Source organism: Neisseria subflava (genome assembly GCF_003044645.1).
GTDB lineage: Bacteria > Pseudomonadota > Gammaproteobacteria > Burkholderiales > Neisseriaceae > Neisseria > Neisseria subflava_B.
In genome coordinates this window covers 86,567-106,175 of record NZ_POXL01000002.1, presented here as the reverse complement: position 1 = coordinate 106,175, position 19,609 = coordinate 86,567, and the positions used below count along the sequence as shown (strand labels likewise).

The window sequence follows — 19,609 nt, the reverse complement described above, 5'->3', positions numbered from 1 at the left end:
CCTTAGTATGAAAAATAGGTAAACATTATAGACTACAATCGGCAAACTACTACCGACATATCATCATAAACTCTTTGTTTCGCAATTAATTTACGAAATACAGTCAGACGGGACTTATCGTTATCATATTGTTGCCAAATTTTTTCTCTTATTTCTTCTGAAAGAGCGTCGCTTAGGCCGTCTGAACAAAGTAGCAGGCTTTCTCCTGCTTTAAGCGTAAGTTCGATATGACACATTTTATCTTGGAATTCGGAATAATCTGCTGCTAGATAAGAAGAAACGCCGCCATATATGGTGGCGAACTCTTCTTCTTTTTTATCCGACAAATCATCCAGCAATTCGGAGAGTATCGAGTGATCTTGGGTCAGTTGCTTCCATTTTCCTTGTGTATCAATCAAATAGGCGCGACTGTCGCCTACGCTGATGATTTTGGTTTTGCCGGTGGTTTGGTCGATTTCGGCGGCAACAAAAGTGGTTGAGGAACCAAAATAATCTTCCGCCAACTCTTTAGATAAAGCGGCTTGTATATGATTGATGGTTTGACGGCTGAGTTTGGCTGTACGGCTTAATAGGTGCATGGCTAATTTGCTGGCTTTTTCAGGATGGTTGCTATTGGAAATGCCGTCAGCTATCCCGATGATAAAGTATGGACGGGTTTCAAGACGTGTTTCAGCGGTTTTGAGTTTATATTGAAACACTTGTTCGCCGTTAAAAAGGGCATCTTGGTTGTGTTGTTTGTTGCTGCCGATTTGTTGGCAAAAGGTAATTTCGCAAAATTTGTTCATGATTTATCCATTTGTTGGGTGAATATTCGCTGCAGGCTTTTCATCGTTTCTAACCCTCCGGATTTACACTTGGGTAATACGTTTGAAATTTGATGATTAAGGTTAAAGGACGTCTGAACAGTTTTCAGACGGCCTTTACTGCGTTTAACCAAGTACTAATTAACTGCTAATTTTGTCATGTTTTAATACATCCATCGAAACCCGAATACACATTTAAAAAGGAAATCAAACATGAAAAAATTCTTATTGACCGCCATCGTTGCTTTGTCTGCCGCTACTGCCGGTGCCAGCGATTATATCGAACACAAAATCTACGGCGACAAAAACTTCGAGCAAAATCGTGCTAAAGCCGTAAAAATGTTGGAACAACGCGGCTATCAAGTTCACGATGTTGAAGCCGATAGCCGTCGCGGCCAGCCTGTATTGGATATCGAGGCTTTTAAAGATGGTCGTGAGTACGACATTGTTTTGTCTTACCCTGATTTGAAAATTATTAAAGAACGCATCGATTATTAATATTTCGATATAAAGTGGATTGTCGCAGGGCTTTTAGTTCTGCGACAGTTTGCTATTTAGGCATTTAAAGAATGTAAATTATCTAAAATAAATGAACTAAATATGCTTTTTATTTTCCATTTAATTCAAAGCGTTTGATGTTGGGAGTCATGATATGAGTTTGAATGATTGGAAGGAAGATGGTCGGCCGAAGCAGATGGGTGACCAAGAAAAACCTTTAAACGACGGCGCAGCTGCCGAATCCCAACAGGATGTTGATTTTTGGGATCACAATCAAAACGGTGTTGCTGAAAACGAAGTTGAGACTGTGGCTGACGCGGTAGAAATTCAGGAAGTGGTTGAACATCCTGAGATGCCGTCTGAAAAAAACGAGAAGAAAGCCAAACGTAAAAAAGACAAGGCGAAAAAGAAAAAAAATAAAGCCGAGGATTTGAATGCGTCTGATCTGTTGGGTACGAATAAGGGCGTGGAAACCATGTTCCGCAACGCCGTACGCTCGGAGATGGAATTGTTGGCGCTGGCGGCAACTAAAGCGAACATTATGATTTCGCTGAATGGTTTTATTGTTTCTGCACTGATGATTTCGGGGGCGTTTATTTTTTCATCGTCGCCCGAGTTTTTGATTCCGGCCAGTACGTTTATGATTACTGCTGCAGCATCTATCGTGTTTGCATTGCTTTCTGCTTCGCCGGAACGTATCGGTAAAATGCAGGCAGCGCGTACATGGTTTAAGGATTTTATCCGCGGCCGTTCTAAGCTGAAGGATTTGAAAACCCGCCTCAGTAGTACCGAAACGCGCTTTTTTGGCGGCAGCCAACCCAATATTTTGATTTATGAAGACCGTGTGAAACTGCAAAAAGATCAATATTGGGAAATGATGCAGGAAATTATGGGCGACCGTAAACAAATCTATGAAAAGATGAGCGACCATCTTTACTGGCTTGGTCTGTTGGCGGATAAACAATTTAAATACATTAACTTATCTTATGCAGTATTCCGCTGGGGCTTGCTGGCTTCACTGGTGGCGTTTATCGGCGTGAAAACATTGCCGTCATTGCTGATGCCTCCGGCCAACAACGCGGCAGAGCTGCGTTCGCTGGGGATCAATATGTTTAACGGTGTGTACGAGCCTTCCGCCGTACAACAGCTTCCGGACGGCAATTTGTTGATTGCGGAAGACGAACCCAACCATGCGTTCAGTATCATCAGCATTGATAAAACCGGCAGGTTTGTGGAAGACGAAGCATTGGATACGCGCGTGATTACCGGTTTTAAACGCCGTCTCAGCGACTTGGAGGCTTTGGCGCGCGACGATGAAGGCTTTATCTACGCGCTGACTTCACATTCGCGTACCCGTAAAGGCAACCGCTCGCCTGACCGCGAACACCTGATGCGCTTTAAAATCCAAGACGGCAATGTGTTGGGGCTGACTAGCTACGACAATCTGACGCAAGTTTTGGAAACCGATCATAAGCTGCATGATTTGATTCGTGAGCGAACTAAGGCAGAAGTTTCTTTTGAAGAAATCAATATTGAGGGCATGGCGTTTGATCCGGTGAAAAAACGTCTTGTTTTGGGCTTTCGTGATCCTGAGTTCAACAACATGGCTTTAGTTGCGTTTATCAGCAATCCGAAAGATGTGTTCGAGCGCAATGCCAAACCTGAGTTTGATGAAGTGGCCGTGATTGATATTGATGGCGGCGGTATCCGTTCCCTCAACTATGATCCTGTGTTGAAAACCTACGTGATCGCCAATGAAGTGAAGGATGAGAATGGACAGAAATTCTCACAACTGTGGACTTGGAGCGGTAATCCGACCGATGAACCGCAAAAAATCTCCCTGCCTAATCTGCAACACATCACCAACGTTGAAGCCGTCGATTCGATTACCGTTAACGGCAAGCCTCAAATGATTCTGATGGGTGACGAAGGTAATGCTTCGCAGAAAATTACTGCCAAGTATATGTTGGTAGATTACAGCCAACTGGGTAAACAGTAAGTTATCTTGGCTACTGAATAAAAGGCCGTCTGAAACCATAAACTTTATGGTTTCAGACGGCCTTTTTTGTTTTCAGTAAAACAGGTTGATGGGTTTGAATACTCTAATCAACGGTGATTAACCCAAGAACGTGGACAAGTTTCAGACGGCCTTTAAGCCATTGATGACACGTTTGTAGCAGGTATAAAGCAATGCCGCGCAGGCCAGCCACATAAGGATGTAGAAAGTCGCATGGAAGCTGCCGGCGATTGCATACCATACTGCCAATGCGCCGATAAAGAATGCGCGGTCGCTTTTGCCGAATGGCCCGTCATAACGACGGCTGTTGCCGTGGACTTGTCCCAAAACGCCGCAAAACTCGGTCATTCCCGCCAGCCAAATAAACAGGGCAATTTGTACGCCGCCGAAGGGGGCGATAAAGGCAAAAGGCAAATACAAAGCAGCATCGGCGACAATATCAGTGATTTCATTCAAATAACCGCCTAATGCCGATTGTTGGCCGAACTCCCGTGCCAACATACCGTCCATCGCATTCAGTGCCATACGGACAAACAACCAGATCGGTAAAAGCCAGAATAATGTGGATACACCTGCAAACAATGCTAAAAGCAAACCGATCAAAATGGAAACGGCGCAGGCAAACAGGGTAACCTGATTGGCAGTAATACCTTTTTGATACAGTCGCTTAACAATGGGGCGTAACAGGTTTTGGAATTTTGGTTTCAGGGCGTAGATGCTCATGATTATGCTATATAAAAGAAAATGAAGTGCCGTGATTATAGACGAAATCCGTTATAATCCGTCAATCTTCGAATCACGCGGTTCGCAAACCTCCCGCGTTAACAAAACTAGGAATTTACTATGGAAAAACAGCAGGCCCTCGTTATTTTTTCGGGTGGGCAGGATTCAACAACCTGCCTGATTCAGGCAATTCAAACATATGGCCGTGAGAATGTGCAGGCCATCACTTTTCAATATGGACAACGCCACGCCATCGAATTGGAGCGCGCGCGTTGGATTGCCCAAGATTTAGGCGTGAAGCAGACCGTACTCGATTTGAGCCTGATGCAACAGATTACGCATAATGCCTTGATGGATGATACGGCATTCATTGAAACAGCTTCAGACGGCCTGCCTAATACATTTGTAGATGGACGCAATGCTTTGTTTTTGCTTTATGCCGCCATTTATGCCAAAGGGCAGGGAATACGCCATATCATTGCCGGAGTGTGCGAAACCGATTTTTCCGGTTATCCCGACTGCCGCGATGTGTTCGTCAAGTCGATGAATGTTACGCTGAATCTGGCTATGGATTACGCTTTTCAAATCCACACGCCCTTGATGTATTTAACCAAAGCGCAAACTTGGGCATTGGCGGATGAAATGGGTGTGTTGGATTATATTCGCGAGCACACGCACACTTGCTATAACGGCGTGGTCGGTGGTTGCCATGAATGCCCGAGCTGTATTTTGCGCGAGCGCGGCTTGTCAGAATATTTGGAAAGTAAAAAGGCCGTCTGAATCAAGAGAGGCCTATATTTCCAATATCCAGTTGTACGAAAAGGCCGTCTGAAAAATTCATTTCAGACGGCCTTTGGCTATGTATTTTGTTCTGCTTAGAACAGCAAATCTTCCGGTTCGCTGCTTGCCGGAGCATCTTTCACAGGAGCAGAGGCAGGGGCAGTAGCCGGTTCGGAAGCGGCTTTAGGCGCAGAAGCAGGAGTATCGGCCGGAGTGGTTGCCGGTTTGGCAGCAGGTTTTGCCGGTTTCACCGGAGTCGGATGAACGCTTTGTTTCGGTTCGGATGCTGCCTTATTTGTATCGTCGGTAGCATCGACTTCGATTTCAGTTCCTTGAGGCAATACTACATCTTTAGCAGGAGCCGGTTTCAGCATGACTTTAGGTTTGCTGTAAGCATCCGTGCCGCTGGTCCATGCCAAAGATTTCAAAGGCGATTTGAGTTTCACGCCTTTGGCGCAGGTCAGACAGTTTGCCGCGCCGGTGCGACCTTTCAGGATTGCATCTACACGTGCGGCAGGGATGGTTTTACCGTGCGCTTTTGCCCAGGCGGCAATGCTTTTTTTCAGGGCAGCCGTATCAAGGTTTTTCTTGTCGTATGGGTCACGATATGCAGCCAGCCACAAGTTCTGGTTGGCATCTTCGTTCAGGCTTGCCATTTGGTAGATAACGGAGGCAGGGGAACCTGTTGCGATGGTTTTGGCGAATTCCAATGCATCAGGCGATTTCATGCGCACGCAACCATGGCTGCGGACGCCGGGTACGCTGGCAGGGGCATTGGTACCGTGGATGCCAAGGCTTAATTTAGGGTCGCCAAGACGGACAAATACCGGGCCCAGCGGATTGTTTGGGCCGGCCGGTACGCTTTTTACGCCGTCATTGCGTTCTTTTTGAATAGATTTAGGGATGTGCCAAACCGGGTTGTAGGCTTTTGCGCCGATTTTATGTTCGCCCAGATTGGTTTGGGTCATGGCTTTACCAACGGCAACAGGATAAATTTTGCTCAGTTTACCGTTGTCGTAGAGGAACAAACGCTGTTGCGTAATATTGATAACGACGTGTTGTCCGGAAGAAGCGGGGGAGACGTCTGGAATAAGTGTGTTTGCAGCAGCGGCTGAAGTTAAAAGGGCGGCTGTCAGGCCGAACAGTATTTTTTTCATGTCGTCTTTTTTTGTAGGGTTTGAAATGAAAGTTTTTGGCGCATGATACCTGAAACTCTGTGTTTTTGTGAGAAAATATGCGCTTTCGGTATTAGAAGACAGTCAAACGGTCGGGCAACTGCTGAGTGACGGAAACGGTATGGGTGTGAAAGAACAGTATCAAGAGGCGGAAGTTTTTTCTTTGGATTATGAGGGCAGGGGTGTTGCCAAAGTCGATGGGAAGACCGTATTTATCGGCGGTGCGCTGCCTGGAGAGCGTGTAACGTTTACCATACATAAAGAGAAAAAGCAGTTTGCCGAGGCTCAAGTTGAAAAGGTTTTGAAGGCTTCTTCCGAACGTGTCGAACCAGCCTGTTGCTATTTTGATACATGTGGCGGCTGTTCGCTTCAACATGTTTCTTTCGGAGCGCAAGTTGCGTTAAAGCAACGGATTTTGGAAGAGCAGTTGGAACGGATAGGTAAGGTCAAGCCAGAGATAATTTTGCCTCCTTTATATGGTTACTCCTGGTATTATCGCGATAGGGCGCGTTTGAGTGTTTCGGTGGATAAACAAGGCCGTCTGAAACTCGGTTTTCAGGCCAAAAAAAGCCATGATGTCGTCAATATCCGCCATTGCCAGATTTTGCCTAAGCATGTGTCCGATAGATTGCCTGATGTCCGCAATTTGCTGCAAAAGCTGCATGATGATGGTGTGAAAGTAAAATTTGTTGAGTTTTATTGCGGAAAAAATGTGACCGTATTCAACATTCGTTTCGTAAATCAACCGTTTGGACAAATATTAAGCGAATTGCGTAATTGGTTTGATAAGATATTGTCGGGTGCTGAAAAGGCATGGCAAATATGGTTGCAAGATCATTCCGAGTCCTTGCCGTTTTACCCTGAGAACGTGCCTGCCCTGAACTATACTTTTGCTCAATTTGATGTGGAAATGCCTTACAAACCCGGTGATTTTACGCAGATTAATGCGCAGCTGAACGAAGTGATGGTGGCAAGGGCTGTCAGGCTTTTAAATCCTCAAAAAGGGGAGCGGATTGCTGATCTGTTTTGCGGTTTGGGCAATTTCAGTTTGCCGCTGGTAAAAAGTGGCGCATCGGTTGTCGGTATTGAAGGCGCTGATTATTTGGTCGATAGGGCAAGGGAAAATGCCCGCCTGAATCGTTGTGCCGGGAATATGACGTTTTCTGTTGCAGACTTATTCGATACCGATGAAAAGACTGTTGAGTCGTGGGGGCAATTTGACAAGATGTTGCTGGATCCGCCGAGAAACGGGGCTTATGCTGTTGTCAAATCGCTACACAAGCCGTTTTTGCCTCAGAAGATAGTGTATGTTTCGTGTAATCCATCAACATTTGCACGAGATGCCGGTGTCTTGGTTGATAAGGGCTATAAGTTTAAGGCGGCGGGAATCATGAATATGTTTGCACAAACCTCGCATGTTGAATCCATCGGTGTGTTTGAGTTGTAAATTGGTATCAAGTCCTTTATGTGAGTAGGGTTTTTAATGTAAAAATGAGTGCATTCATGTTATCATCATTCGTTTGGGGAATTAATAACGTTGAAGTTGCGTGTAAAGCAACAGATGTTAATAAATGCAGTTTGCAGCACAAGACCGGGAGGTGTTCTTGAACTATCAACTTTTAACTATTTTTTTGCTGGTGCTTTTTTTGCTGGTGTTGTTTTTTGTTCGTCATAAACAAAGTAACAATTCAGACAAACAAAGCGCACATGCATCAAAAAGCGGCCGTACATCTGCTGCTCATACAGCCTCCTCTGAGGATGGAAACGACTGGATTGAGAAGGTCAACCAGACAGTTTCCAATGCGGATAATCAAGACTGGGAATGGGGCGGAAGCGGCTCAAACGATGCAACAGCTTCTGTCTCCGCGCAAGAAGTTGATCCGTTGACCGAATATCAGGTTTATAAACAGTTCGGCTATGAGAGTAAGGCTGCAGAGTCTTTGGCCGGTTATCTCAATACTTTGGAAGACGGCGCTCCGGAAAAGCTGGTTCATGAATTAATTGGTTTGAATCTGCGAGTCGGTAATATCGACATGCTGGCGGATACGCTTGAGCGCCATAGTGCTTCCCTTTCTGAAGACAGCGTAGCCGAATACCTGAAAGCCGGTTTGGCTTTGGATTCTACTAACCTGCGCCTGCGTGTTTTCGCCGAGCATCATCTCGGTTGGAATATGCAGGAAGTGGACCGTCAAATTGGCGAACAAAGTGGTTTGGAAGTTGCTTCCGACGAGCATATTGCCTTTGAGAACGATTCGGTTGAACGCATTGTCGTTCCAGGTATGGGCAAACGTGCGCCTATCGTATTAGGCAAGAAAGATTTTGGCGAAATCAGCCCTGAAGAAATGGGTGCGGTTATTGGTTTTGCCAAACCGGAGCGCAGTGCAAAAATCCTGAAAGACAAGATTAGCTACGAGACTGCTTTGCATCAATACAACAAAGCAATCCAAACTTCTGCGAAGCCTGCTGGTCTCATTATCGATGCCTTGCGTCTGGATTATCAGAATGAAGAAGTAGGGCAGTTTGCCAAGCATCTGTGGAAGCTTTACCACTCTTTGGGTCAATATGGCCGTCAAGTAAAAGAACGTATGCTTGGCTGGGGTTATAGCCTCGGTTATCACGAAATTTTTGATGATTTGGAAAAAGGTCCGTCTGAACAGCAAATTAAAGAGATTGGCTTAAAGCGCGGCTATATTCAGCCAAGTTCATTGCAGATGAAAGCCAAATATCGTGAGTTGGTTCAAAAAGACTCTTCAGTTATCAGTGCCAGCTCTTCACCTGCTGATGAAGCTCTGAAAGAAGTGGAATCTTTGTTGGCCTACGGTCAGTTGGATTTGGCCATCGGTACTTTGGAACAGGCTGTTTTGCAGTATCCTCAAGAATCGCAGTTGTACATTATCTTGTTTGATTTGTACGAACGCGTTGAAGATTGGGGACGTTTGGAACAATTTCTGCGCTTGTTGCGTGAACGTGTTGTCAGCCTGCCTGAAGAGGTTGTCTTGGCAATGAGCCGTCTCTTGCAACGAATGAACCAATATTCAAAAAAATAAGATAATCGTAGAAAGTACGAGTGATGAATAATCATTTACCAAAAATTAAAACCATACGGGTTATGTTACAGGAGATGGGTGAGCAACAGCAGGCGGTATTCCGTATGGCATTTAAAATGCACAATACGACGAATTACGTCATCGTTTCCCCTGATTCTGATGAAAAACCGGATTTGGTATTGGTTGATACCGATACTCCGGCAGGTGTAGAAGCTTGGAAAGAGTCGAAGAAAACTTATCCGGAAGTACCTGTGGCTATGTTTTCTTCCGAGTTGCCGACAGTAACGACTCCTTATTTGGCTAAGCCGGTCAAATTCGATACCTTGTTTCCTGTTTTGCGCAGCCTGGCTCAAGGCGGCAATGTTTTTGAGCCGTCTGAGCAACAAGCGGCTGAAGAGAATAAAAGACAATCTAATTCCGATGGCACAAGAAAAGCAACCATTCGCCGATTTAATCCAAATAAAGGCTTGTTGGGCGCGCTGAAATTTGCCAGTCAAGGACACCAAGATATTGCCGTCTTGCATGAAGGTAAGCCGATATTAATCGTGTTTCCTAGTATCCAGCGAGTACTGCTGACAGTCAGTGCCAATGAGTTGGAGAAATTGTGTAAGAACGATAACTTGGCTGTTGTGTGTAAGGCTGTTCCTGATAATCCTCAATGGAAAGAAAAAGCCAAAGTCACCATTATGTCATGCTTGTGGCAAATGGCTATTTGGACTGCATCAGGCCGTCTGATTTATCCGATGACGCCGCAAACTGTCTTTACACTCAAGCGTTGGCCAAACTTAACCCGTTTGGCACATGTTCCGGAATCTATGCGTTTGTCGGCATTTCTGACAAAAACGTCTGTTAATTTGAACATCCTCTATAAAGTCATGCCTTTAGAAATGCCTGATATTTTGAACTATTTATCGGCAACATATATGACGGGCTTTTTGGCGACAGATACAGAGTTTGCAACTGATGCGAACAATACGCCTTCGTTGAACGAACAGATTGATGTGAATAGCAAAGACGTACCTGAAACAGCAATGAGCAAAGAGGCTCAAAAAATTGCCGGTCCGTCGAAAGAACAACCTCGCGGCCTGTTGCAACGCCTGATGCGTAAGTTGCTGGGCAAATCGTAAAGGACACGTCATGAAAGAAAATAAAATTATCTTTACCGGTCCTGTTGGCGTAGGTAAAACCACTGCAATTTCAGCTTTATCTGATGAACCGCCGGTTCAAACCGATGCATCCGCATCTGATATGACACTTGTTCGTAAGGGGTACACGACTGTGGCAATGGACTACGGTGTCATTCATTTGGATGAGGAAACCAAGGTTCACCTTTATGGTACGCCTGGTCAGGAGCGTTTTAATTTTATGTGGGAAATTCTGAGCCAAGGCAGCATGGGCTTGGTACTTCTTTTAGATAATACAAGAAGCAACCCATTGAAAGACTTGCAATTCTTCTTGGATGCGTTCCGGGAGTTGCTGAAAAAAGCGCCTCTGGTTGTAGGGGTAACGAAGATGGATATCCGCTCCTTGCCAAGCGTAGATGTATATCAAAAATATTTAGCACAGAATAATTTTAATGTACCGGTTTTTGAGATTGATGCGCGTCGAGAAGACGATGTAAAACAATTGGTTACTGCCATGTTGTTCTCAATTGACCCCGGATTAGAGGTATAAGATGGAAGCGACACTCTCTTTACAATCAAATTTATATCCTAAGATTACACCGGCAGGTGCGTATTATGCCGTTTCAAGCGATACGCCTAGTGCCAGCAGAACTTTATTGTATGGTCTGTTGCGTGCAGAGCCGTCTGAAACCATCAGCAGTGAAAAACTTTTGGCGTGGGCAGACACCAGCGATATCAATACCGCTTTAAACCTGTTGTATCGTCTCCAACGCTTGGAGTTTTTGTACGGTGATGAGGAAATCAGCACAGAGGACATCCATCTGACTGACGAACAATTACCGACATTATTGGAACAGTTGTCTAATTCTGGCAAAGCTTTGTTGGCTGATGAAAACGGTTTGTATTTTGCCAATGCTAATTTCCATCATGAGGCAGCAGAAGAATTGGGTCTTTTGGCGAGCGAAGTGGCTAAAATGGAAGACAATCACCGTCTTTTGATTCGCAATAACCTGCATATCAATAATAGCGCATGGGGTATTTGTGATCCTTCAGGCCAAAGTGAATTGACTTTTTTCCCTCTGTATATTGGTATGACCAAGCTGATTTTGGTAATTGGCGGAATGCCTGACTTAAATAAAGAGGCTTTTGTTACTTTGGTTAAAGTGCTGTACCACCGATACGGCAGCCGTTGATTTTTGCCTGACCGATATTTATTCTAGAATGGAGCGACTATGCAACAACTATTAATCTCTGTATTAAGCGATTTGAACAATACCTCTGCGGATATCACTGCTTCTGCAGTTATTTCTACAGACGGCCTGCCGATCGCAACCATGCTGCCTTCCCACTTGAATGCAGACCGTGTAGGTGCGATGTCGGCAACGCTTTTGGCATTGGGCAATCGTTCCGTACATGAGTTGGCTTGCGGTGAGTTGGATCAGGTAATGGTTAAAGGTAAAAATGGCTATATTCTGTTGAGTCAAGCAGGTGAAAATGCAGTGTTGGTATTGATGGCAAAAGAAAGCGGTAAATTGGGCTTGATTTTGTTGGATGCGAAACGTGCGGCCAAACAAATTGCTGAAATCTTATAAAGTTTTATAAATTAAAAAGATATAAAATATTTTTGTTTTTATATAGATTGTTGCTTGACAAGTTTCTGATATTTTCTATATAATTCCATCTTTGATTCCCCGATAGCTCAGTCGGTAGAGCGACGGACTGTTAATCCGCAGGTCCCTGGTTCGAGCCCAGGTCGGGGAGCCAAATTTTAAAACCACCATCTTGTATGGTGGTTTTTATTTTATCTATTTATTGGTATTTTAAACATATTAATAATGCGTGGTGAGATGGTTGCAGTTAATGCTTCAATTTTCAGACGGCCTACCAGCATATTTAAATATCTCATTTATTTTTTAAGCTATACATAATATTTATAGAAGAAATAATATCTTATTGTTATCTATGGAAAACGCACATACATTACATTCTTCACCACGCTTTCGGTTCGCATTAAAAAATGCGGCATGGCATTTGTTGATTAGTCTGATTTTGGCAGGATTGGCCGCTTTGTTGGTATTTGGAGTTTGGTATCCTTATCCGTATGCCGAACTGACAGGCGGATTGGCTTTATATAAACTGGTCATTTCAGTAGATATTGTTTGCGGCCCGTTGCTGACTTTGATTCTTGCCAGCCCGAGCAAGAAACTTAAAGAGAGGATTATTGATTTTTCCTTAATCGGCATGATTCAGCTGGTTGCTTTAATTTATGGTTTGTACAACGTATCTTTGGCGCGTCCAGTGGTTTCCGCATTCGAAACCGATAGGATAAATGTGGTAACTGCTGCAGAAATTGATGTAAATGATTTGAGCCATGCTCCGAAGGATTTGCAGGATTTATCTTGGTTTGGCGTACGCCGTGTTGGGTTGCGTGAAGCGATGAGCCCGGACGAAGCTAACCAAGGTCTTGATTTGTCTTTGAAAGGTGTTGAACCGAGTATGAGGCCTTCTTGGTGGTTGCCAGATTCGCAGCAGGAACGTGAGAAAATTCGTAAAGCAATGAAACCGTTGTCTGTCTTGGCAAAAGCCCGTGGCATGAATGAGGAGTCAATTTTGGAACAGGCTTCGCTGAGAAATGATGGGAAAGAGTTGTATTTCTTGCCGTTTACCAGTGCGCGAAGTAAAGAATGGGTTGTGATATTGAATGAACAGGCAGATTTCTTGGGTTATGCGCCGATTGATGGTTTTATCAAGTAAGAAAAGGCCGTCTGAAAGCTGGTAAGTGCTGGTATAGGCTGTTTTTAAAAGAAAATATGCTGTCAGATTTTGCCTTTCTTTCGTCAAACTGATAAACTGATTGCCATTATTGTTGATCGAGGCATAAATTTTTCATGAAAGACGCAGAGCAGAGTAGTTGTTATACCGCTTCTTTCCCTTTATCTATGCCCGAAATTTGGCAGTCTGTCCGTTTTAAGCGGAACGGCTGCCTTTTTGTATTTTAAAGGAACGCAATCATTATGGATTTCAGTTGGTTGGCCGAGCCGCATACTTGGATAGGCTTTGCCACGCTTCTGGTTTTGGAAGTTGTTTTAGGTATTGATAACCTTGTTTTCGTAGCAATTTTGGCAAACAAGGTCAAACCGTCGCAACGGGATAGGGCGCGGATAACGGGCTTGGGTTTGGCTGTCGTTATTCGGATTTTCATGTTGGGCTTCATGGCGCACATCATGACGCTGACTCGACCTTTGTTTGAGTTGGGCGGCTTGGAGATTTCCGGCAAAGACATGATTATGTTTGCCGGCGGTATTTTCCTGCTTTATAAAGCGACTACTGAGCTGCACGAACGCCTTGAGGGCCACAATCAATTTGCGGTTGCTGAAGGACAGAAGAAGCATTCTTCTTTTTGGGGCGTTGTGGCGCAAATCTTGATTTTGGATGCGGTTTTCTCTATCGATTCTGTTATTACGGCAGTGGCGATGGTGGATCATATTGTGGTGGCAATGGGTGCGGTTGTTGTGGCGATGACGGTGATGATTTCTGCCAGCAAACCGTTGACTGCATTTGTGGACAAGCATCCGACCGTTGTAATGTTGTGTTTGGGTTTCTTGTTGATGATTGGTTTCAGCCTGATTGCGGAAGCCTTCCATTTCCATATTCCGAAAGGCTATTTGTATGCGGCGATCGGCTTCTCAATTTTGATCGAACTGTTTAATCAGGTTTCGCAAAAGAATGCCCGCAAAAATGACTATATCAGCACTTCTTGGCGTAAGCGTACCGCTGAAAATGTGTTGGGTATGATGGGTATCCGCGAAAGCATTTTGGCAAAAGCAGGCGATAATGGCGGCGATGACGAGCATTTTGAAGAAAACGAAAAATCCATGATTCGCAGCGTGCTGACTTTGGCGGAGCGTCCGATTATGGGCGTGATGATTCCGCGTCGGGAAATCGAGAAATTGGATATTTCCCAAAGTCGGGAAGAGCAAAATACTCAGCTGAAAAATACGCCGTATAGCCGTTTGTTGGTTGTCGGTAAGGCAGGTGTAGATGAGCCTTTGGGCTATATCAGTAAAAAAGATTTGCTGAATCAGCTGCTTGAATCGGGAGAAATCAATATTCAGACGGCCTTGCGTCAACCATTGATTTTGCCAGACAGTACGACGGCATTGAATGCGATTGAATTATTCCGTCAAAGCAGCGCGGATTATGCCTTGGTGGTGGATGAGTTTGGTGCGGTGTTAGGCATGGTAACCATGAAAGATTTGTTGGAAACCATTGCCGGGGAATTCCCCGAGGAATTCGAGCGTGAGGAAGAGGAGGCTGTTCCAGCCAGTCAGGATGAAACGCTGTCTGTGGATGGTGCATTGGAGTATGTGGAATTGGCTTCTCAGTTAAATCTGCCTACTCAAGAGGAAGATGCGGATTTTCATACCGTTGCCGGCTTGATTATGGAAGAGTTGCAAAGTATTCCTGATGTAGGAGATTTCATCGATTATCACGGCTGGCGTTTTGAAGTGGTTGAAAAAGACGGACAACGGATTGCCCGTGTGAAAATCAACCGTTTGCCAGAAGAGGAATAAGTGAAGAGTTAGTATGGTAAAGGCCGTCTGAAAATGTTCAGACGGCCTTTTTATTTATCCGACTTTAGTTGCCGTAATGTCCAGAGCCTAAAATTCGGTGTGAATGTGCGCCGGTTGCATGGAGGGGATTGCTTGGAACTTGATTGCACCAACAGGCGGCAAGCCAGGCAAAAGCGGCGGCTTCGACCCATTGCGGGTCAAGATGGAGCTTGGCTGTGCTGTGCAATTTGGTGTCGGGAGAAAACAGGGTTTCCAAGTCTTGCATTAAAACCGGATTGCGAATGCCACCGCCGCAGATATAAAGATGATGAATCTCCGGAGCAGCTTGTTTGGTCGCATCAAAAATGGTTTGTGCGGTATAAAAGACCAATGTGCGTATCACATCTTCCGGCTTTTCATTACCTTTCAGATGGCCTTGAAGCCAGCTTAGGGAAAACAACTCTCGGCCTGTACTTTTGGGATAAGGGCGGCTGAAGTAAGGATGGTCGAGCAGGTTAGCGAGCAGGTCGGGGAGGATTTTGCCTTGTGCGGCTTTTTCCCCGTTTTTGTCGTAAGGCTGCTGCCAGATATGTTGCATCCATGCATCCATCAGCATATTGCCGGGGCCGGTATCGAAGCCGAAAGAAGGGCTGTCGGGCGGGAGGATGCTGATATTGGAAATGCCTCCAATGTTGAGTACGGCTCGGGTTTCATTCGCATCTCGAAACAGCGCTTCGTGAAAGGCTGGGACGAGGGGTGCACCTTGACCGTTGCAGGCAAGGTCGCGGCTGCGAAAGTCGCCGACAGTGAAAATGCCGGTCAGTTCAGCTAACAGGGAGAGGTTAACCAGTTGAATGCTGTAACCGTGTTCAGGCGCATGGCGGATGGTTTGTCCGTGGCAGCCGATTGCGGCAATGTCTTTGGCCGACAGGTTTTGTTCTGCCAATAGTTGCTGGATGGTTTGGGCGTATAGGCGGCTGAGTGTTTGCGCCAGGATATTGCTTCTGTGCAATTCATTTTCGCCTATGTCTTGCAGTGCCAACAATTCTTGGCGCAGGCCGTCTGAATAGGGTAGAAAGCTGTGGGCAACGGCTCGTTGCCATTGCTTGCCCTGCATTTGAATCAGTACGGCATCGGCACCGTCCATGCTGGTTCCGGACATGATGCCGATATAGTATTGGGGTTGCATTTCGGTTACAGAAAGAGAAGGTAAAACGACATTTTAACGCCTTTTGACGTTTTTACGGGAATTTCGGCATTTAATGTAAATAGTTGGTGCAAGAAAGATTACAAAGAGGTTAAAATAACGTGACTCAACATGTTTTCCAAAAGGAAACTTTCCATGGCTCAAACTCAGTCGAGTGCGAACTTGAAGCTGATTAATACGGTTTTTGCCGCTATGCTTGTGAGCATGGTCGGCTATTTTATTTATTGGGGCCTGGGTTATACCCACTACAACCACTCCGGCCTGTTTATCCTTGCTACCTTTTTCGGCGTCTTCATGGCGTTTAATGTGGGTGGTAACGATATTGCCAACTCTTTCGGTACAAGTGTCGGCTCCGGCACATTGACCATTCCGCAAGCCTTGCTGATTGCGGCAGTATTTGAAGTCAGCGGCGCAGTGATTGCCGGTGGCGAGGTAACAGATACCATCCGTAAGGGTATTGTCGATTTGAATGGCATGCATCTGGATCCGATGCAGTTTGTCTTTATTATGATGTCTGCGCTTTTGGCTGCGGCATTGTGGCTGCTTTTCGCATCACGCAAAGGCCTGCCGGTTTCCACGACACATGCCATTATCGGCGGTATCGTCGGTAGTGCCTTGTGTATGGCGGCATTGAACGGTGTGGATTCCGTTGCGCTGATTCAATGGGACAAGTTGGGCGAAATTGCCTTGTCTTGGATTTTGTCTCCGGTATTGGGCGGCATCGTTTCCTATCTGTTGTTTTCACGAATTAAGAAAAACGTTTTGGACTACAACTCTTGGGCCGATAATACGCTCAAAGGCATCAAGTTGGAGAAGAAAGCCTATAAAGAAGAGCACCGCCTGTTTTTTGAAGCCTTGAGTGAATCTGAAAAAGTCGAATACGCCACCAAAATGGCGCACGATGCCCAAATCTATGATGAGCCGGACTTTGATCCTGAAGAATTGCAGTCTGAGTATTATCGCGGTCTGCACCGCTTTGACAGCCGTAAGGGCGAAGTAGATTCTTACAAAGCCCTGCATTCCTGGGTACCGTTTATTGCTTCTGTCGGCGGTATGATGATTGCGGCCATGTTGATTTTCAAAGGTCTGAAAAATCTGCATTTGGGCATGAGCAACGTCAACAGCTTCCTGACCATTTTCATGATCGGCGCGGCTATTTGGATGGGTACGTTTGTATTTGCCAAAAGTTTGAAACGCAAAGATTTGGATAAATCGACTTTCCAAATGTTCTCATGGATGCAGGTATTTACCGCTTGCGGTTTCGCATTCAGCCATGGTGCGAACGATATTGCCAATGCGATTGGTCCGTTTGCCGCGATTATGGATGTGTTGCGTACCAACAGCATTACCGCTCAAAACGCCGTGCCGCCAATTGCCATGTTGACTTTCGGTATCGCTTTGATCGTCGGCTTATGGTTTGTCGGCAAAGAAGTGATTAAAACCGTAGGCACCAGCTTGGCAGAAATGCACCCCGCGTCAGGTTTTTCTGCAGAGCTTTCTGCTGCCGCTGTTGTGATGGCCGCATCATTTATGGGCTTGCCTGTTTCCAGTACCCATATCTTGGTGGGTGCAGTTTTGGGTATCGGCTTGGTTAACCGCAATGCTAACTGGAAATTGATGAAACCGATCGGCCTTGCTTGGGTAATTACCTTGCCTGCCGCTGCCGTTTTGTCTGTTGTCAGCTATTTGGTTTTGCAAGCCGTGTTTTAAATGACTATTTGATTTCAAAAGGCCGTCTGAAAGATATTTCAGACGGCCTTTTCTTATGTTCATTAAGAGTAGATTTTAGTTTGTTATGAACAAGCAAAGCTATTTTTAATCAGCCCACTATAAGGTTAAGACAGTAAAAAAGCCCCAATTCATCGACGCTAAAGATGTCGTATTGAATTGGGGTCTTTATTTATTTAGTGCAAGCCTTATCAGGCCGTCTGAACATTATTCGGCAGCTTCGTTGGTCTCAGCTTGTACAGGAGCCGCTTCTGCTTCTGCAGTAGCCTTAGCAGCTTGGCGTTCGGCTTGTGCAGCCAATGCCTGTTGAACGGCTGGGTGCTGTTGGGCGATGGTTTGTTCTTCTGCGCTGACTTCGCCTTTGAAGCGGTTGTTCAAGTCAAAACGTTTGCCGCCGCGAGCCAGGGCTTTCAGATAGCGCGGACGGCGGCAGTGGTTGGCCAGTACGCGTGCAATCAGTGCAGGGTCGTATTGGGGCAGGGCGGCAACCAAGTCTTGGTCGATACCGACAGCCAACGGTTTGAATCGTTTGAAAACATCATATTTGCCGTAAATGTGGTCGGCAATCATGTCTGTCTGTTTTTTCTTGCTCATGGTTTGGACGGCAGATTTCAGCGCAGCGCCCAAAGCGGTTTCTTGTGCCATTGCGGTTGTATTCCTCTAATATAAATCCGTATTTTCGTCATACGGCAATAAGGTGCTATTGTAGTATAAAGACTGTGATTTGGCTAAATTTTTCTGAGAATATTCAGAAATAAACGGTTATTTTTCCAATTTGGCAATGTCCGGTGTATTAACCTGAACATCGGCATTTTGCGCACAATGGCGTAAGGCGTGGTCAATCAATACCAATGCCAGCATGGCTTCTGCAATCGGAGCAGCGCGTAAACCGACGCAGGGGTCGTGGCGGCCGTGTGTGGCAAGTTCGACAGGGTTGCCCTCTATATCAATGCTGCGGCGCGGTGTGGCGATGGAGCTGGTCGGTTTGATGGCAATATTCACATGAATGTCTTGTCCGGTGCTGATGCCGCCCAAGATGCCGCCTGAGTGGTTGGATAGAAAGCCTTGTGGCGTGAGCTCGTCGCCATGCTCGCTGCCGCGTTGCGTTACGCTATTAAAACCTGCACCGATTTCTACACCTTTGACAGCATTGATGCCCATCATGGCATAGGCAATTTCTGCATCGAGGCGGTCAAAAACTGGTTCACCCAAGCCGACGGGGACGTTAACCGCTTCGATATGAAGTTTTGTGCCGACAGAATCCAATGATTTGCGCACGCTGTCCATATAGTTTTCCAAGTCCTCAATTTGGCTTTGGTTTGCGGCAAAAAAAGGATTTTGGGAAATATGTTCGTAGCCTTCAAACTGGATTTCTTTTTCGCCTACTTGGGTAACGTAGGCGGTAATTTCAGTACCGAATTTTTCTTTTAGCCATTTTTTAGCGACTGCTCCGGCAGCAACACGTGCAGCAGTTTCGCGGGCGGAACTTCTACCGCCGCCACGATAGTCGCGTGTGCCGTATTTGTGCCAGTAGGTGTAATCGGCATGTCCGGGACGGAAGCTGGTGGCGATATTGCCATAGTCTTTGCTGCGTTGGTCGGTATTGCGGATTAGGAGGGCAATGGGTGTACCGGTAGTTTTGCCTTCGAATACGCCGGAGAGGATTTCGACTTGGTCGGCTTCGCGACGTTGGGTAACGTGGCGGCTGGTGCCGGGTTTGCGACGGTCAAGGTCATATTGGATATCCGCTTCGCTCAATTCTAATCCGGGCGGGCAGCCGTCGATAATGCAGCCCAAGCCTGCGCCGTGGCTTTCGCCGAAAGTGGTAACGGTAAATATTTGTCCGAAGGTATTGCCTGCCATAGGGATACTCTTTTGAAATTGGGTTTGGAAATTTTTTACTTGTTTGGATAATTCTCAGGCCGTCTGAACAGGGAAACGAGAATCTTTGATT

The 19,609-nt window shown here is 45.7% G+C and carries 18 protein-coding genes, 1 tRNA gene and 1 riboswitch; of the genes, 13 read left to right on the top strand and 6 right to left on the bottom strand.

Features of this window, described 5'->3' with window-relative positions:
* Positions 1-32: 32 nt before the first annotated feature.
* Entirely contained in the window at positions 33-785 is a 753-nt protein-coding gene (locus DBY97_RS02385; RefSeq protein WP_107857301.1) for a PP2C family protein-serine/threonine phosphatase, read from the bottom strand.
* A 231-nt stretch (positions 786-1,016) separates the two neighbouring features.
* Between DBY97_RS02385 and DBY97_RS02380 the strand changes: the two genes are divergently transcribed.
* Positions 1,017-1,301 (top strand): PepSY domain-containing protein, encoded by a 285-nt coding sequence (locus DBY97_RS02380; RefSeq protein WP_107857300.1) that lies wholly within the window; start codon positions 1,017-1,019, stop codon positions 1,299-1,301.
* Between the two features lie 196 nt (positions 1,302-1,497).
* Positions 1,498-3,300 carry a Pycsar system effector family protein gene (locus tag DBY97_RS02375; protein WP_432760702.1) on the top strand — a complete coding sequence of 601 codons (1,803 nt, stop codon included), beginning with the start codon at positions 1,498-1,500 and terminating at the stop codon, positions 3,298-3,300.
* A 141-nt stretch (positions 3,301-3,441) separates the two neighbouring features.
* On the opposite strand, the gene DBY97_RS02370 is transcribed toward DBY97_RS02375, so the two are convergent.
* A complete protein-coding gene (locus DBY97_RS02370; RefSeq protein ID WP_107857298.1) occupies positions 3,442-4,041 on the bottom strand; it encodes a CDP-alcohol phosphatidyltransferase family protein in 600 nt (199 codons plus the stop codon).
* A gap of 71 nt (positions 4,042-4,112) precedes the next feature.
* Positions 4,113-4,158: riboswitch (PreQ1 riboswitch) on the top strand.
* A gap of 3 nt (positions 4,159-4,161) precedes the next feature.
* Between DBY97_RS02370 and queC the strand changes: the two genes are divergently transcribed.
* The gene (gene queC, locus DBY97_RS02365) at positions 4,162-4,821 is read left to right on the top strand and encodes a 7-cyano-7-deazaguanine synthase QueC (protein WP_107857297.1); all 660 of its coding nucleotides are present in this window, start codon (positions 4,162-4,164) and stop codon (positions 4,819-4,821) included.
* 95 nt (positions 4,822-4,916) lie between these two features.
* Here queC and DBY97_RS02360 read toward each other — a convergent pair whose 3' ends face one another.
* Positions 4,917-5,978, bottom strand: coding sequence for a L,D-transpeptidase (locus DBY97_RS02360; RefSeq protein ID WP_107857296.1), 1,062 nt, complete (start codon positions 5,976-5,978; stop codon positions 4,917-4,919).
* A gap of 139 nt (positions 5,979-6,117) precedes the next feature.
* On the opposite strand from DBY97_RS02360, the gene rlmD reads away from it, so the two are divergent.
* From rlmD to DBY97_RS02315, 9 genes are all read left to right on the top strand, one after another.
* Complete coding sequence (gene rlmD, locus DBY97_RS02355) at positions 6,118-7,443, top strand: 23S rRNA (uracil(1939)-C(5))-methyltransferase RlmD (protein WP_107857295.1); 1,326 nt, start codon at positions 6,118-6,120, stop codon at positions 7,441-7,443.
* Between the two features lie 124 nt (positions 7,444-7,567).
* Entirely contained in the window at positions 7,568-9,043 is a 1,476-nt protein-coding gene (locus tag DBY97_RS02350) for a 23S rRNA methyltransferase (protein ID WP_107857294.1), read from the top strand.
* A gap of 23 nt (positions 9,044-9,066) precedes the next feature.
* Positions 9,067-10,170, top strand: coding sequence for a response regulator transcription factor (locus tag DBY97_RS02345; RefSeq protein WP_049330701.1), 1,104 nt, complete (start codon positions 9,067-9,069; stop codon positions 10,168-10,170).
* A gap of 10 nt (positions 10,171-10,180) precedes the next feature.
* On the top strand, positions 10,181-10,717 hold the full coding sequence (locus tag DBY97_RS02340) for a GTP-binding protein (RefSeq protein WP_003748733.1): 537 nt from the start codon (positions 10,181-10,183) through the stop codon (positions 10,715-10,717).
* A gap of 1 nt (position 10,718) precedes the next feature.
* On the top strand, positions 10,719-11,360 hold the full coding sequence (locus DBY97_RS02335) for a hypothetical protein (protein WP_003748732.1): 642 nt from the start codon (positions 10,719-10,721) through the stop codon (positions 11,358-11,360).
* A gap of 39 nt (positions 11,361-11,399) precedes the next feature.
* Positions 11,400-11,759 carry a roadblock/LC7 domain-containing protein gene (locus tag DBY97_RS02330; protein WP_070460119.1) on the top strand — a complete coding sequence of 120 codons (360 nt, stop codon included), beginning with the start codon at positions 11,400-11,402 and terminating at the stop codon, positions 11,757-11,759.
* A gap of 96 nt (positions 11,760-11,855) precedes the next feature.
* Positions 11,856-11,931, top strand: a tRNA-Asn gene (locus tag DBY97_RS02325).
* 198 nt (positions 11,932-12,129) lie between these two features.
* A complete protein-coding gene (locus DBY97_RS02320) occupies positions 12,130-12,921 on the top strand; it encodes a fimb protein (RefSeq protein WP_107857293.1) in 792 nt (263 codons plus the stop codon).
* A 260-nt stretch (positions 12,922-13,181) separates the two neighbouring features.
* Positions 13,182-14,741, top strand: a complete 1,560-nt coding sequence (locus DBY97_RS02315; protein ID WP_107857292.1) for a TerC family protein — start codon at positions 13,182-13,184, stop codon at positions 14,739-14,741.
* Between the two features lie 64 nt (positions 14,742-14,805).
* Here DBY97_RS02315 and DBY97_RS02310 read toward each other — a convergent pair whose 3' ends face one another.
* Positions 14,806-15,909 carry an anhydro-N-acetylmuramic acid kinase gene (locus DBY97_RS02310; protein WP_107857291.1) on the bottom strand — a complete coding sequence of 368 codons (1,104 nt, stop codon included), beginning with the start codon at positions 15,907-15,909 and terminating at the stop codon, positions 14,806-14,808.
* Between the two features lie 153 nt (positions 15,910-16,062).
* Between DBY97_RS02310 and DBY97_RS02305 the strand changes: the two genes are divergently transcribed.
* Positions 16,063-17,637: an inorganic phosphate transporter gene (locus DBY97_RS02305; protein ID WP_070584891.1), complete on the top strand. Its 1,575-nt coding sequence runs from the start codon at positions 16,063-16,065 to the stop codon at positions 17,635-17,637.
* Positions 17,638-17,862: 225 nt separating this feature from the next.
* Here DBY97_RS02305 and DBY97_RS02300 read toward each other — a convergent pair whose 3' ends face one another.
* Both DBY97_RS02300 and aroC read right to left on the bottom strand, forming a co-directional pair.
* Entirely contained in the window at positions 17,863-18,300 is a 438-nt protein-coding gene (locus DBY97_RS02300) for a ProQ/FINO family protein (protein WP_070825960.1), read from the bottom strand.
* A 117-nt stretch (positions 18,301-18,417) separates the two neighbouring features.
* Positions 18,418-19,518 carry a chorismate synthase gene (aroC, locus tag DBY97_RS02295; protein WP_107857290.1) on the bottom strand — a complete coding sequence of 367 codons (1,101 nt, stop codon included), beginning with the start codon at positions 19,516-19,518 and terminating at the stop codon, positions 18,418-18,420.
* Between the last annotated feature and the right edge of the window lie 91 nt (positions 19,519-19,609).

Coding starts and splice junctions, on each gene's coding strand:
- DBY97_RS02385 (WP_107857301.1), bottom strand. CDS start 785: ATGAACAAATTTTGCGAAATTACCTTTTGCCAACAAATCGGCAGCAAC.
- DBY97_RS02380 (WP_107857300.1), top strand. CDS start 1,017: ATGAAAAAATTCTTATTGACCGCCATCGTTGCTTTGTCTGCCGCTACT.
- DBY97_RS02375 (WP_432760702.1), top strand. CDS start 1,498: ATGGGTGACCAAGAAAAACCTTTAAACGACGGCGCAGCTGCCGAATCC.
- DBY97_RS02370 (WP_107857298.1), bottom strand. CDS start 4,041: ATGAGCATCTACGCCCTGAAACCAAAATTCCAAAACCTGTTACGCCCC.
- queC (WP_107857297.1), top strand. CDS start 4,162: ATGGAAAAACAGCAGGCCCTCGTTATTTTTTCGGGTGGGCAGGATTCA.
- DBY97_RS02360 (WP_107857296.1), bottom strand. CDS start 5,978: ATGAAAAAAATACTGTTCGGCCTGACAGCCGCCCTTTTAACTTCAGCC.
- rlmD (WP_107857295.1), top strand. CDS start 6,118: ATGGGTGTGAAAGAACAGTATCAAGAGGCGGAAGTTTTTTCTTTGGAT.
- DBY97_RS02350 (WP_107857294.1), top strand. CDS start 7,568: ATGCAGTTTGCAGCACAAGACCGGGAGGTGTTCTTGAACTATCAACTT.
- DBY97_RS02345 (WP_049330701.1), top strand. CDS start 9,067: ATGAATAATCATTTACCAAAAATTAAAACCATACGGGTTATGTTACAG.
- DBY97_RS02340 (WP_003748733.1), top strand. CDS start 10,181: ATGAAAGAAAATAAAATTATCTTTACCGGTCCTGTTGGCGTAGGTAAA.
- DBY97_RS02335 (WP_003748732.1), top strand. CDS start 10,719: ATGGAAGCGACACTCTCTTTACAATCAAATTTATATCCTAAGATTACA.
- DBY97_RS02330 (WP_070460119.1), top strand. CDS start 11,400: ATGCAACAACTATTAATCTCTGTATTAAGCGATTTGAACAATACCTCT.
- DBY97_RS02320 (WP_107857293.1), top strand. CDS start 12,130: ATGGAAAACGCACATACATTACATTCTTCACCACGCTTTCGGTTCGCA.
- DBY97_RS02315 (WP_107857292.1), top strand. CDS start 13,182: ATGGATTTCAGTTGGTTGGCCGAGCCGCATACTTGGATAGGCTTTGCC.
- DBY97_RS02310 (WP_107857291.1), bottom strand. CDS start 15,909: ATGCAACCCCAATACTATATCGGCATCATGTCCGGAACCAGCATGGAC.
- DBY97_RS02305 (WP_070584891.1), top strand. CDS start 16,063: ATGGCTCAAACTCAGTCGAGTGCGAACTTGAAGCTGATTAATACGGTT.
- DBY97_RS02300 (WP_070825960.1), bottom strand. CDS start 18,300: ATGGCACAAGAAACCGCTTTGGGCGCTGCGCTGAAATCTGCCGTCCAA.
- aroC (WP_107857290.1), bottom strand. CDS start 19,518: ATGGCAGGCAATACCTTCGGACAAATATTTACCGTTACCACTTTCGGC.